General features: G+C 69.5%; 13 protein-coding genes. 6 read left to right on the top strand and 7 right to left on the bottom strand.

What is annotated here, in order from left to right; translation table 11 throughout:
• Positions 1-564: 564 nt before the first annotated feature.
• Together CSX12_RS18625 and CSX12_RS00820 are read right to left on the bottom strand one after the other, a co-directional pair.
• On the bottom strand, positions 565-1,845 hold the full coding sequence (locus tag CSX12_RS18625; RefSeq protein WP_124894514.1) for an FtsX-like permease family protein: 1,281 nt from the start codon (positions 1,843-1,845) through the stop codon (positions 565-567).
• Positions 1,845-2,612, bottom strand: coding sequence for an ABC transporter ATP-binding protein (locus tag CSX12_RS00820; protein WP_124894513.1), 768 nt, complete (start codon positions 2,610-2,612; stop codon positions 1,845-1,847). Before CSX12_RS00820 ends, CSX12_RS18625 begins: the two co-directional genes overlap by 1 nt.
• Positions 2,613-2,720: 108 nt before the next feature.
• On the opposite strand from CSX12_RS00820, the gene CSX12_RS00815 reads away from it, so the two are divergent.
• From CSX12_RS00815 to CSX12_RS00790, 6 genes are all read left to right on the top strand, one after another.
• Positions 2,721-3,953: a sensor domain-containing protein gene (locus CSX12_RS00815; RefSeq protein ID WP_241160525.1), complete on the top strand. Its 1,233-nt coding sequence runs from the start codon at positions 2,721-2,723 to the stop codon at positions 3,951-3,953.
• Positions 3,941-4,579, top strand: coding sequence for a response regulator transcription factor (locus CSX12_RS00810; protein ID WP_124894512.1), 639 nt, complete (start codon positions 3,941-3,943; stop codon positions 4,577-4,579). The genes CSX12_RS00815 and CSX12_RS00810 overlap by 13 nt, the downstream gene beginning before the upstream one ends.
• A 219-nt stretch (positions 4,580-4,798) precedes the next feature.
• Positions 4,799-5,149 carry a PadR family transcriptional regulator gene (locus CSX12_RS00805; RefSeq protein ID WP_124894511.1) on the top strand — a complete coding sequence of 117 codons (351 nt, stop codon included), beginning with the start codon at positions 4,799-4,801 and terminating at the stop codon, positions 5,147-5,149.
• 1 nt (position 5,150) lies between these two features.
• Entirely contained in the window at positions 5,151-5,519 is a 369-nt protein-coding gene (locus CSX12_RS00800; RefSeq protein ID WP_017203035.1) for a DUF1048 domain-containing protein, read from the top strand.
• Positions 5,516-6,349, top strand: a complete 834-nt coding sequence (locus CSX12_RS00795) for an ATP-binding cassette domain-containing protein (RefSeq protein ID WP_124894510.1) — start codon at positions 5,516-5,518, stop codon at positions 6,347-6,349. Before CSX12_RS00800 ends, CSX12_RS00795 begins: the two co-directional genes overlap by 4 nt.
• Entirely contained in the window at positions 6,346-7,113 is a 768-nt protein-coding gene (locus tag CSX12_RS00790) for an ABC transporter permease (protein WP_124894509.1), read from the top strand. Before CSX12_RS00795 ends, CSX12_RS00790 begins: the two co-directional genes overlap by 4 nt.
• A gap of 180 nt (positions 7,114-7,293) precedes the next feature.
• Here the strand turns inward: CSX12_RS00790 and CSX12_RS00785 are convergent, their stop codons facing one another.
• From CSX12_RS00785 to CSX12_RS00765, 5 genes are all read right to left on the bottom strand, one after another.
• Positions 7,294-8,796 (bottom strand): lipase maturation factor family protein, encoded by a 1,503-nt coding sequence (locus tag CSX12_RS00785; RefSeq protein WP_124894508.1) that lies wholly within the window; start codon positions 8,794-8,796, stop codon positions 7,294-7,296.
• A gap of 117 nt (positions 8,797-8,913) precedes the next feature.
• Positions 8,914-9,822, bottom strand: coding sequence for a glycine betaine ABC transporter substrate-binding protein (locus CSX12_RS00780; RefSeq protein WP_017203039.1), 909 nt, complete (start codon positions 9,820-9,822; stop codon positions 8,914-8,916).
• Positions 9,823-9,874: 52 nt separating this feature from the next.
• On the bottom strand, positions 9,875-10,831 hold the full coding sequence (locus CSX12_RS00775; protein WP_017203040.1) for a proline/glycine betaine ABC transporter permease: 957 nt from the start codon (positions 10,829-10,831) through the stop codon (positions 9,875-9,877).
• Positions 10,831-12,150 carry a glycine betaine/L-proline ABC transporter ATP-binding protein gene (locus tag CSX12_RS00770; RefSeq protein WP_124894507.1) on the bottom strand — a complete coding sequence of 440 codons (1,320 nt, stop codon included), beginning with the start codon at positions 12,148-12,150 and terminating at the stop codon, positions 10,831-10,833. The genes CSX12_RS00775 and CSX12_RS00770 overlap by 1 nt, the downstream gene beginning before the upstream one ends.
• A gap of 338 nt (positions 12,151-12,488) precedes the next feature.
• A complete protein-coding gene (locus CSX12_RS00765; protein WP_124894506.1) occupies positions 12,489-13,682 on the bottom strand; it encodes a methyltransferase in 1,194 nt (397 codons plus the stop codon).
• Positions 13,683-13,762: the final 80 nt, after the last annotated feature.

Raw genomic sequence — 13,762 nt, 5'->3', positions numbered from 1 at the left:
AGGCTCTGCGCGGCATCCGTGGAGACGGCGACCGTGGCATCGCCGTCGAGGGCGCCCAGCGCCCCGTCCCGGACCTTCAGATCGAGCAGCCCGTCGACGGTGCCGGGATCGATGCCCTGCAGCGCGTATTCCGCGCGCACGGTCTTGCCCTCGATGTCTCGGGAATCGAGCACCGCAGCGCTCACGACCACGCCGGAGGCGGCGTCGACACCCGAGACGTCCCGGATTCCCTCGACCACGTCCGGCGAGAGTCCGCTGGGTCCGGAGACCCGCAGCTGCGCCGTGACGCCCGCCCTGGCTTGGTCTGCGGCCTCAGCGGAGACGATGGCCGGACCGCCGATCTGCACGAGACCGAGGCCGATGCCGAGCGCGATCGGAAGGATGGCCGCCGCCAGACGACGGCTGCCGACGGCGGTGTTCGCGGCGGCGAGGAACCCCGCGGCGGACAGTCGACGCAACGCGGGACCGACCGCCCGGACACACAGGGAGACGAGCCAGGGTCCGAGCAGTGCGAGCGCCACGATGAGCATCAGAGCGGCACCGGCCGAAGCACCGACTGCCGCGTCACCCCGCACCACCAGCGGCACCGTCGACACGGAGAGCCCGGCTGCGGCGAAGACGATGCCGGTGATGACGCGGGGCAGACCGATCGGTCCCGGTCCCGTCGACGACTCCCGCAGCGCCTCGATGGGGTCGAGGCGAGCAGGGCGTCGCGCGGCGATCCGTGCCGCACCCCACGCGGCCCCGAGCACCAGCAGCAGAGCACCGGCCGCGGGAAGGGGGCTGACGGCCAGCGCGAAGTCGCCCGGGATCACGCCGCCCGCCACGAAGGCCGACTGCAGGACGGAGGGGAGCAGGTATCCGGGTGCGAGGCCCAGGATCGCGGCGAGCGCCGCGACGGCGAGGCACCTCTCGAGCGATCAGCGCGTGCACCTGCTGGGGCGTGGCGCCGACCGCACGCAGCAGCGCGTACTCACGGCGGCGCGACTGCACCGACAGGGAGAGCGTGCCGGAGACGATGAACAGGGCCACGAGGATGCAGGTGCCGACGAAGGCGCTGCCGATCGCGATGAGCAGGGTGCGGGCAGCTCCGGAATCGAGGAACTCCACGTCGCCGCGGGCGTCCCCGGTGCGCGCCACCAGTGCGGGGAAGGACTCGCGGATCGCGGTCGCCGCCTGCTCCGGGTCGCCGTCGACGAAGACGCCGAGCGCGTGCGGGATGCCGCCGCGGGGGTCGAGGTCGGCGATGCGATCCTCGGTGAGGAACACCGGGATGCTGCGGTCGGGGGCCACGGGCGCGGCCACCACCCCGACCACGCGGTACGTCGCCGGCGAGCCACCGTGGGCGAGGGTGACGGCCTCACCCACGCTGTGGGCCGAGCCGACCGTGACGGCGATCTCGTCGGCTGCGGCGGGCTCACGCCCTTCCGCCAGCGTGAACCCGGTGAGCGCCGTGGCAGGCCAGGGATGAGCCTCGACGACCGCATCCGCCGTCGCTCCGCCGGGTACGGCGAGCGGGACCGTGACGTCGGCCACGACGGCCTCCACCCCGGGCAGCGCGGCGATCTCGCGCGCAGCGTCGGCGGGGACGAGCGCGCGCTCGCGCAGCGGAACGGGCAGGTCCTCCGGCACGTCGACCTGCTGCGCCGCGCCCACGACGAGGTCGGCGGCGGTGTAGCGCTCCGGGGCGAGACCGCCGCGGATGCCCGACTCGACGAGCACCCCGAGCCCGGTGACGAGCGCACTCGCGACGAAGATGGCGACGAAGACCCCGGCCAGACTGCGGCGATGATGACGGAGGTCGGCGCGGACGATCCGTCCGAGCCCGAGGGCCGCGGCCGACATCACCACTCCCCCAGAGTGCTCATGCGATCGGTGATCTGCTGCGGTGTGCCGCCGTCGAGATGTCCGGCGAACGCCCCGTCGGCGAGGAAGATCACCCGGTCGGCGTGCGAGGCCACCACCGGGTCATGCGTGACGACCACCACGGTCTGGTGCAGCTCCTTCGCCGTGTGGGCGAGGAGGTCGAGCACCTGCTTCCCGGTGCGGGAGTCCAGGGCTCCGGTGGGCTCGTCGCCGAACACGACGTGCGGCCGCGTGATGAGGGCTCGGGCGATGGCGACGCGCTGCTGCTGTCCGCCGGAGAGTTCGGCGGGGCGGCGGTGCCGGTGGTCGTTCAGCCCCACCGCCTCGAGCAGAGTCTCGAGCCAGCGGTGGTCGAGGGGCTGCCGACCGAGACGCAGCGGGAGGGTGATGTTGTCCTCCACGGTCAGGGCGGGCAGCAGGTTGTACGCCTGGAACACGAAGCCGACATGGTCGCGGCGGAAGGCCGTGAGCTGTCGGGGCTTGAGCGCGGAGATCTCGGTGCCGCCGAGGTGCACGGCCCCGCTGGTCGGGCGGTCGAGCCCTGCGGCGCTGTGCAGCAGCGTGCTCTTGCCCGAGCCGGACGGCCCCATGATCGCCGTGAACGAGCCGCGGGCGATGGCGAGGTCGATGCCACGGAGCGCGGTCACCCTGGTGCTGCCGGAACCGTAGGTCTTGACGAGGCCGCTGAGGCGCAGCGCCTCGGCGGGGGCCGCTTCGACGAGCGGCGTGGAGGAGAGGGAGGTCATGCTTCGACGTTAGGAACACCGCGCAGCCGCCCCCATCCCGCCCGGTCCCGCATCGATGGTGGAGCTGGCTATACCGCGCGGTGCTCGCCGCTCCGGCAGACTTGGAGAGTGACGGACGGATGGATGCGCGGGTGGCTGCGCGATGCGCGGTTCCTCGGGATCGAACTCGGCGCCTCCGTCGTCTCGCTCGCGCTGTTCTGCGTGATCCTCGTCCTTCTGCCGCTCATGCTCATCACGGGCGGAGTGCTGCTGCTCCCCCAGGTCGTGCAGGTCCTGCATGCCTGGAGCGATCGAGCTCGACGGCGGATCGGACGCCGGCGCGGGGACGACCTGCCTCCGCTGTCGCGCAGGCTGCCCCGCGGAGCCACGATCGACGAACGACTCCGCTTCGCGTTCTCCCGTCCGACCGGCCGTGACGCACTGTGGCTCACAGTGCATGCCTTCCCCGTGATGTGGGCGGCGCTGCTGACCCTGGCCCTGCCGCTCGCGGCGATCAACTCCCTCGCCGTCACCTGGTACTGGCAGTTCGCACCGGCCGATGACCCGGTGGGATCGCCGTATCCGGTCACCTCGTGGGAACTGGCGTGGACCATGCCGCTCGTCGCCCTCGCGTACGCGGTCGCGGCGGTGTTCCTCGTGCCGGCCGTCGCGCGCCTCGTGGCGTTCGTCTGCGCCAAGCTGCTCGCGACGCCGCAGAAGTCCCGCCTCGCCGCCCGGGTCGACGCGCTGACCCTCAGCCGGGCGGCCGCCCTCGACGCGCACGCCGCCGAGCTGCGCCGCATCGAACGCGATCTGCACGACGGCGCGCAGAACCGGCTGGTGAACGTCGTGATGATGCTGGGGATCGCGGAGCGCGCCCAGGAGACCGGGGGTGACGTGCTCGAACCCCTGCGGCGAGCGCAGGACGCCGCCTCCGACGCGCTCGCGGGACTCCGACGCACGGTGCACGACATCTATCCGCCGATCCTCGACGAACTCGGGCTCGAGGGCGCGCTTGCTTCCCTCGCCGGGCGCAGCGTCGTCCCGTGCACGCTCGAAGCCACGGCCATCGGCCGAGTGCCGGCGGCGGTCGAGTCGGCCAGTTACTTCGTGGTCGCGGAGGCCCTGACCAACGTGAACAAGTACAGCGAGGCGACGACCGCGACGGTCCGGGTCGAGCGGGAGGGCGAACTGCTGCTCATCGCGGTGGAGGACGACGGGGTCGGCGGCGCGGTCGAGCGTCCGGGCGGAGGTCTCGCGGGGATCCGGCGCCGGATCGAGGCGTTCGAGGGCACCATGGAGCTGACGAGCCCCGCCGGGGGACCGACCATCCTGCGGACGGAGCTGCCATGCGGATCGTGATCGCGGAGGACGACACCCTGCTGCGGGAGGGGCTGGCTCTGCTGCTGCGCAGCGAGGGCTTCGACGTGATCGGCGCCGTGCCCGACGCCGAGGGCTTCCTCGCCCTCCTCGACGAGGCCGATGCGGCGGTGGTCGACGTGCGGATGCCGCCGACCTTCACCAGCGAGGGACTCAAGGCCGCGGCCGAAGCGCGCGCCCGGCGCCCCGGCTTTCCGGTGCTCGTGCTCTCGGCGTACGTGGAGGATCGCTACGCCGGGGAGCTCCTCGCGGCCGGGGCGAACGGCCTCGGCTACCTGCTGAAGGAGCGCGTGGGCAAGGTCGCCGCGTTCGTCGATGCTCTGCGCCGCGTGGCCGCCGGCGGCACGGTCATGGATCCCGAGGTCATCTCGCAGCTCATGAGCCGCCGTCGCGCCGACGACCCCGTGCAGACCCTCACTCCGCGCGAGCGGGAGGTGCTCGGCCTCATGGCCGAAGGACTCGACAACACCACGATCGCCGAGCGCCTGTTCGTGACGGAGACCGCCGTGAGCAAGCACATCGGCAACATCTTCGCCAAGCTCGGCCTCGCCTCCAGCGACAGCGGCCACCGTCGCGTCCTCGCCGTCCTCGCCTACCTCCGCGACTGACCCCCTCTCCGCTGAGACCCCGGGGTGTCGTCGAGACCCCGGGGTCTTTGCGTCGCTACCCGGGGGTCTCGCCGCGTACCCGGGGTCTCGGCGGACGAAGGAGGAGGAAGAAACTCAGTATTCGGTGTTGCTAAGTACCGGTACTCAGTGTTACTTTGTACCGGTACCCAGCAACACTGAGTACCGAACGACAGACACAGACAACGAGAGGAGGGGACGATGGGCAAGCAGATGACCGAGATGCTCAAGGGCACCCTGGAGGGCATCGTGCTGGCCCTCCTCGCCGAGCAGCCGGCCTACGGATACGAGATCACCACACGGCTGCGGGAGCACGGCTTCACCGACACCGCCGAGGGCACCGTCTACGCCCTGCTGGTCAGGATCGAGCATAAGAAGCTCGTCGACGTCGAGAAGGTGCCGAGCGAGAAGGGCCCGCCCCGCAAGGTCTACACCCTGAACGCGCAGGGCCGCCAGGAGCTGGAGGAGTTCTGGACCACCTGGAGCTTCCTCCGCACGCACATCGAACGACTGCACACCACGAACACCGACACCACGAACAAGGAGAACTGACATGGCCGCGAAGTGGATCGAAGCGATCACCGGATCACTCGAAGAGAAGAAGCAGTACAAGCAGGCTCAGGCCCGCATCAACGCCCTCCCCGAGCCGTACCGCGAGATGGCGAAGGCCCAGCAGCGCTACAACATGTACTACGGCGGCGTCACCGACGGCGACACCATCGTGAAGATGTTCCTCGACATCGCCGACATCTGGGAGCGCGCCGCACTCGACGGCACCCCGGTGAGCGCCATCGTCGGCGACGACCCGGTCGAGTTCGCCGAGAACTACGCCGCGGCGTACGGCGGTCGCCAGTGGATCGACAAGGAGCGCGCCCGCCTCATCAAGGCGTTCGACGACGCGAAGAAGAAGGAGGAATCATGACGAACACCGCCATCTCGGTGCACGGCATCGAGAAGTCGTATAAGGATCTGCACGTGCTGCGTGGCGTCGACTTCGAGGTCGAGAAGGGCAGCATCTTCGCCCTCCTCGGCTCGAACGGCGCCGGCAAGACCACCATGGTCCGCATCCTCTCCACCCTGCTGAAGTCCGACGCGGGCACGGCCGCCGTGCAGGGGATCGACGTCGCCGCGAACCCCCTCGGAGTGCGCGAGCGCATCAGCCTCACCGGGCAGTTCGCCGCCGTCGACGAGATCCTCACCGGACGCGAGAACCTGGTGCTGGTCGCGAAGCTGCGGCATCTGCCCGACGCGGGGAAGGTCGCCGACGAGCTCCTGGCCACGTTCCGTCTGACGGATGCGGGCGGGCGCAAGGTCGGCACCTACTCCGGCGGCATGCGTCGCCGGCTCGACATCGCCATGAGCCTGGTCGGCGACCCCGAGGTCATCTACCTCGACGAGCCGACAACGGGCCTCGACCCCGAAGCCCGCATCGAGGTGTGGGACGTGGTCAAGCAGCTCGCGCACAGCGGCACGACCGTGCTGCTCACCACGCAGTACCTCGACGAGGCGGAGCAGCTGGCGGACCGCATCGCGATCCTCCATGAGGGCCGCATCATCGCGAACGATACCCTCGCCGGACTCAAGCGCCTGCTTCCGGCCGCGAAGGTCGAGTACGTCGAGAAGCAGCCCACCCTCGAGGAGATCTTCCTCACCCTCATCGGCCCTTCGACAGGCTCAGGGACCCACCCTTCGACAGGCTCAGGGACCCAGGCAGGGTCAGGGACCCAGGTACAGAAAGGAGATGCAGCATGACCACGCACTTCGCCGCCGACACGGCGACACTCACCGGCCGCTCCATGCGGCACATCTTCCGCAGCCCCGACACGATCATCACCACGGCGGTCACCCCGATCGCGCTGATGCTCCTGTTCGTGTACGTCTTCGGCGGTGCCCTCCAGCAGAGCACCGGCGTCGACAACTACGTGAACTACCTGCTGCCGGGCATCCTGCTCATCGCGATCGCGTCGGGCATCGCCTACACGGCGTTCCGGCTGTTCACCGACATGCAGAGCGGCATCTTCGAGCGGTTCCACTCCATGCCGATCGCGCGGTCGAGCGTGCTGTGGGCCCACGTGCTCACGTCCCTCACGGCGAACGCCATCACCCTCGCGATCATCTTCGGGGTCGGATTCCTCATGGGCTTCCGCACCGGGGCGAGCTTCTGGGCCTGGCTCGGAGTGATCGGCATCCTGATGCTGTTCACCCTGGCACTCACATGGCTGGCGATCATCGCGGGCCTGAACGCCAAGACCGTCGACGGCGCGAGTGCCTTCTCGTACCCGCTGATCTTCCTGCCGTTCATCAGTTCGGCGTTCGTGCCGACCGACACCATGCCGGCACCGGTGCAGTGGTTCGCCGACAACCAGCCCGTCACCTCGATCGTGAACACCATCCAGGCGCTGTTCGCGGAGCAGCCCGTGGGCAACGACATCTGGATCGCTCTCGCCTGGTGCGTCGGCATCCTCGTGGTCGCCTACGTCTTCGCGATCATCTCGTACCGGAAGAAGGTCAGCTGATCGACGCCAAGCGAGACGGAACGCTCCGACCGGGGACTCTCCCCGGCCGGGGCGTTTCGCCGCGCTCGGCGCGTGTCCTCCCGGCCGTGTTCCGTCGCGTCGGGTCGCTTCAGGTCGCAGATTCTCTCTGAGGTCGCAGCTTCGCCCGGATTCCGTGCGACCTCGTGCGGATCTCCGACCTCAGCGCAGCCCCACCGGACCGAGCACGACGCGGCGCCCCGTCCGCACCCACACGGCGCCGTCGACACGGTGCTCCGCGCGGGTCGCGAAGCGGTAACGGTACGACACGGCGCGCACCCACCGCGGCCGCTCGCCGTGGAAGGGGTCGACGCGCAGCATCCGCAGCGTCGGGGCATCCGCCTCCAGCAGCCGCACGAGGAACACCGAGAACCAGTCGTCCAGGGAGTGCCCGAGCGGCAGGAACCACATCAGCCAGTCCAGCCGCAGGTGATACGGGGCGAACTGCCGCGGGATCCGCCGCACGTCGCCGGGCTTCCCGCGGAACTCGTACTCGCGCCACTGCAGCCCCTCCTCATCGTCGGACCCCTCCACGACGATCTCGACCCGCCTCCGTGTCACCGTGCCGAACGCTCCGTACGCGTTGGCGAGCTGCCAGCGGTTGAAGCTCGCGTTCATGAGCTGTCGCCGCGCGAAGAGGTTTCGCGTCGCGGGCACGCTCAGCACGACGAACAGCGCCCCGACCGCCGAGGTCACCACGACCCACCACAGGGGCATCCCCGACACCGTCCACGGCAGCGAGGTCTCCGGCGGCGAGGCCGGCGCACCGATGCCGGGCAGACCGATCGCGGAGAACGCGAGCACGATCGTCGCCCCGTTCAGCCAGGCGAAGTTCCCGGTGAGGACGAGCCAGAGCTGCGTCGCGATCACGATGCCGGCAGCGACCGCCCCGACCCACGCGACCACTTCGACAGGCCCAGGGACCCAGCCGTCGCGATCGGGGATCCACAGCGAGAGGATCGGCGCGAAGAGGAAGAACGGCACGACGAGCTGCGCGACGTGGTTCCCGACGACCTCGAGCTTGTGGAACCACCGCGGCAGCAGGTGCGCTTGCCTGCTCAGCGGGCCCGGCATCGGCTGCGTCTCGTGGTGGAAGGTCATCGCGGTGAGGTCGCGCCACTCGCGTCCGCCGCGGATCTTGATCATCCCGGCGCCGAACTCCAGCCGGAACAGCAGCCACCAGAACAGCACGATCACGACCGTCGGCGGCGGCTGATCGTTCGAGCCGAGGAACGCCGCGAGGAATCCGGCCTCCAGCAGCAGCATCTCCCACCCGAAGGAGTAGAACGTCTGCCCGATGCTGACGACCGACATGTAGCCGAGCCAGAGGGCGAGGAAGGCCAGCATCGGCACCCACGGCGGCCCGAGCTGCGGCACCCCCGCCACGAGCAGGGCCGCGACCGCGATCCCGGCGCCGGACAACGCGACGAGACGGCGGTCGGTGTAGCGGACGCGGGTGAAGAGCGTGGGGTGCAGCAGCTTCCGTCGCTCCGGCTTCTGTGCCACCCAGTCGAGCAGTGCCGGAGCGGGCAGCAGCCCGTGCTCGCCGAGCAGGGGGCGGAACTGGTTGAGGGTCGAGACGAACGCGACGAGGTACAGCGCCGCGATGCCCCGCTGCAGGACCTCGCGGGCGAACCCGAAGTCGACCGCTGCGAACCCGTCCACGCCCACAGGCTACGCCCGCCCCCACAGGAAAGCTCCCGTCGCACTATCTGTCGGGATGGCGGAGCCAGCACGACGGAAAGTGCGACGGGAGCGGATGGGTCCGCGAGGCGGGTCGGGTCAGCTGGTGACGGTCCAGTCGAACTGGTCGCCGTACTGCTCGAGCCATGCGTCGACCGCGTCGGCTTCCTTGCCCTCGCCGTACTCGTTGACCACGAGGTCTTCGAGCGCGCCGTACTGCTCGTCGTCGAGCTTGATCTTCTTGATCAGCTCGGCCGCCTCAGGGAACTCGTCCGCGAAGCCGTCGGTGCCCAGGAAGTGCAGACCCTCGGCCTCCCCCATGGCGCCCTTGGGGTCTTCGAGGTCCTTCACCGGGAAGGCGTCGTTGGCCCAGAACGGACGCCACAGCGTCACGACGATGTCCTCCTGCTTGTCGGTCGCGGTCTTCAGCTCGGTGAGCATCGCCGCGGTCGACGAGGTGACGAGCTCGTACTCGCCGTCCAGGCCGTACTCGGGCATCATCTTCTGCGTCTGGGCGGTGAGGCCCGCACCCGGCTCGATGCCGTAGATCTTGCCGTCGAAGTCGCCGCCCTTGCCCGCGAGATCCTCGATCGAGGTCAGGTCGGAGTACTCCGGCACCGCGAGGGTGAGCTTGGCGTTCTCGTAGTATGCGCCGAGGTCCTCGATGTCGTCGCCGTACTTCTTCATGTACTCGGCGTGGGTGAGCTCCGGCCACGCCGACGGATACATGTCGACATCGCCCTGCGCGAGGCCGGTGTACAGCGGTCCCGCCTCGGTGAGCGTCTTCATCTCGACCGTGTAGCCGATCTTCTCGAGCTGGTCCTGCAGCAGGTAGGCCGTGCTCAGACCGTCGGTCCACGACGGCAGGAAGCCCAGCGTGATCGTGCCCTTGTCGTCGGAGCTGCCGTCGCCGCCGCCCGTTCCGCCCGCGCCGTCGCTGCTGCATCCGGCGAGGGTGAGTGCGCCGGCCACGCCGATCGCTGTGAGTGCGAGGATCTTCTTCTTCATGTGATTTCTCTCTCTTGCGTTCCGTATGGGTGTTGTTCCGTAGGGATGGAACTCAGTGCACGAGTTCCGGTTCCGCGGCGTCCTGCTTCGCGGAGGTCTCAGCGGCAGGGGCGGATGCTGTTCCGCCACCGCCCTTCGGGGTGCGGCGCCGCGCGATCATGCCGAGCAGCGACGAACGGTTCTCGCCGGGTGCTCCCAGCGCTGCGGTGACGCGGTCGAGGAAGACCGCGATCAGCACCACGCCGAGCCCGGCCTCGACGCCCTTGGGGATGTTGATGGTCGAGATCGCCTCGACGACCATCTTCCCGAGGCCGTCCGCTCCCGCCATTCCGGCGATGACCGCCATCGACAGGGCGAGCATGATGACCTGGTTGACGCCGGCCATGATGGTCGGCATCGCGAGCGGGAGCTGGATGCCGCGCAGGATCTGCCCGGGCTTGGCGCCGAAGGCCTGACCTGCTTCGACGGTCTCGGAGTCGACACCGCGGATGCCGAGCTCGGTCAGACGCACGCCAGGCGGCAGCGCGAAGATCACCGTGGCGACGAGGCCGGGCACCACACCGATGCCGAAGAACACGATCGCCGGGATCAGGTACACGAAGGCCGGCATGGTCTGCATGAAATCGAGCACGGGCTTGAGCACGGCGCGGACGGTGGCGTTGCGCGCCGACCAGATGCCCAGCGGGACCGCGATGAGCACCGCGATGATCGCGGCGACGAGCACGAGCGCCAGGGTCTGCATCGCGGGGACCCACAGGTCCATCCCGACGATCAGTCCGAACGACACGACCGTGCCGATCGCGAGCTGCCACGAGCGCACGACCCAGGCGATGAGCGCGGCGATCACGATGACGACCGCGAAGTGCGGTGCGAGCAGGATGCTCGTGAGGCCGTCGACGAGGAAGCTCATCACGAACGAGATCACGTCGAGCAGACCGTCGAGGTTGTCCTTGACCCAGTCGACGACCGACTCGATCCAGGTTCCTACGGGGATGCGGAAGCCATCCATCAGCGCACCTCCTCCGTCTCGACCCGGGTCCCTGGGCTTGGCGAAGGGGCAGGCTCGGCGGTCCACCCGTCATCCAGCACGGCATCGATCTCGGCCTGCGGCATCGGCATGAGCGGGAGCGTGATCTCCTCGGTCGCACCGGGACCGGGGCCGAGGGCGGCGAGCAGCGTCACGCGCGGGATCACTCCGACCAGGCGGCCGTCGGCATCCGTCACCGCGAGCGGCAGGGGCGACTCGACGGCGGGGACGAACAGGTTCATCAGCACCTCGTCCTCGCGCACGCTCTGCAGCACGGGCTTGATGATCGAGTCGAGGGTGGTCGCGCCGTTGCGCACGAGCTTGACCGCGTCGCGGTCGGTCACGACGCCGACGAGCTGCCGGTCCTTGCCGACGACGTAGGTGGCCGACATGTAGGCGTCGCGCATCTGGCGCAGTGCGGTGCGCGGGCCGGCGGTGTGCGGCACCACGGGGCGCGGACGCTCCATCACGTTCGCGGCGGTGAGCACGCGGGCGCGGTCGACGTCCTGCACGAACTGCTCGACGTAGTCGTTCGCCGGGTCCATCAGGATGTCCTCGGGCGTGCCGATCTGCACGATGCGGCCGTCGCGCATCACGGCGATCCGGTCGCCGAGGAACATGGCCTCGTTCAGGTCGTGCGTGATGAACACGATGGTCTTGTGCAGCTTCTGCTGGAGCTCGAGCAGCTGCTCCTGCATCTCTCGGCGGATCAGCGGATCGAGGGCGCTGAAGGCCTCATCCATCAGCAGGATGTCGCTGTCCGCGGCGAGGGCGCGGGCGATGCCGACGCGCTGCTGCATTCCTCCGGAGAGCTCGGACGGAAGCTTCTCGCCCTGGCCCTCGAGTCCCACCAGCGCGAGGATCTCCTCGGCCTTCGCCAGGCGCTCGGCCTTCGCGACGCCCTTGAGCTCGAGCGGGTAGGCGACGTTCGCGGCGACGGTGCGGTGCGGCAGCAGGGCGAAGTGCTGGAACACCATCGAGATGCGGTCGCGACGGATCTCGCGGAGCCGCGACGACGGGACGCCGGTGATCGGATCGCCGTTCACCGTGACGGTGCCGGAACTCGCATCGTGCAGGCCGTTGAGCATGCGGATGATGGTGGACTTGCCCGATCCGGACAGCCCCATGATGACGAAGATCTCACCGCGGTTGACGGTGAAGCTGGCGTCGATGACCGCGGCCGTGCCGACATCCGCGACCGCGGTGCGACCCTCTCCGGCCTTCAATCGGCGGACGGCGGCGCTCGGATTCTTCCCGAACACCTTGAACAGATTGCGCGCTTCTAGAACGGTTTCGGACACGTTTCCCCTGCGGCTCGCCTTCGGGTGGCTGAGCCTGCTTCGGTTACGCCCGGGTGACGCTCTCGAGGCCGTTCGACATGTCTGCTGTGGCGGCGCGGACGGCGGATTTCGGATCCGCCGCGATAGAGCATCGACCGTACGCCCACGCCTCTTCGCAGCACAGCTCATCGAAAGAAGGACGTGGTCGCGGACTGGTCTTCGGGCCGTCAGGCCCACAGACCAACGTAACGAAATGGCCGATCAGGGGCAAATCCCGGCCGGCTGAGCTGAGGGCGTTTCGGCGGCTGACCGGGGGATTGCGCGGGCATTCAACAATCTCCCGCGCGACCGTGAACCGGTCAGGAATCGGTCGATCCGGAGCGGCGGATGCTGCGCGTCACGGTGAACTTCGGGGTGCGGTGCAGCTGGGCGGTCGGGCCGATCAGACGCTCGAGCTGGGCACGATATCCGAGGCTCGAGTTGTAGACGGTGAACAGCTCGCCGCCGGGGCGGAGCACCCGTGCCGCGGCCTCGAACAGGCGGGTCGCCGCGCCGGTGTGCACGCTGGAGCCGAGGTGGAAGGGCGGGTTCAACAGCACCACGTCGACGCTCGCGTCCGCGACTCCCGATGCCGCGTCGTCGTGCGTGACCGTGACCCGGTCGATGACACCGTTCGCCGCGACCGTCGCCCGCGCGGATGCCACCGCGGCGGCCGAGCGATCCGTCGCGGTCACCTGCGCCTCGGGGTGCGCGAGGGCGTACGAGACGGCGAGCGCGCCGGTGCCGCAGCCGAGGTCGAGCACGCGGGGCGGCGCTTCGACTTCAGTGGGCCCCTGAGCCTGTCGAAGGGCGGCAGAATTGGGTCCCTGAGCCTGCCGAACGGCCGGCGACAGAGCGAGGGTGTCGAGGAGCACCCGGGTGCCGATGTCGAGGCGCGCGCCGGCGAAGGCTCCACCGTGGGCGACGAGGGTCAGACCGTCGTGCCGGGCGGTGACCGGGAACGGCGGATCGACCGGTGCCTCCCTGGGCTCGGACACCACGATCAGCCGGGACTTCCGCTCGGCGCGCTGCGGCTGCACCTGGGCGAAGTTCCGTGCGAGCACGTCGTTCTGCGTGGGGGTCATGTGCTTCACACGGCCTCCCGCGATGAGCACCACGTCGGGAGCGGACCAGCGGGCGACGGCGTCTGCGATCTCGTCGAGCTCGGCGAGAGACTTCGGAAGCTGCAACAGGACGAGCCGTGCGCCGGCGAGCAGCCCGGCATCCAGCTCGTGCGACGTGAAGCCGTCGATCCCGAGCTCCTCGGCGTTGCGCACGAGAGCCCGCCGACCGGTCGCGAGGTCCTGGTGCACGCGGATGCCCTGCATCCCGGAATCGACCAGCGGCAGGGTGATCGCGCCGTACTCGTCGCCGATCACGACCGTCTCCGCACCCGATGCGTCGAGCGCGAGAGCTCGCTCGACCAGCAGCAGGTCGGTCGCGTCGTGCGCCTGCAGATTGTCCGCCTCGACGTCGGGCCAACGGCGCAGGCGACTGTAGGGGAACTCCGGCACCAGCCCACTGTACGCGGGGGTCGTAAGGATTTCGCATGCGTTGCCTTCACCCGATTCACACTTTTGTGAATCGGGCGTAC

It is taken from the genome of Microbacterium sp. Y-01, from assembly GCF_003856715.1.
Taxonomy (GTDB): Bacteria; Actinomycetota; Actinomycetes; order Actinomycetales; family Microbacteriaceae; genus Microbacterium; species Microbacterium algeriense.
The sequence above is the reverse complement of the archived record's forward strand: the minus strand, read 5'-3'. Positions and strand labels throughout refer to the sequence as shown.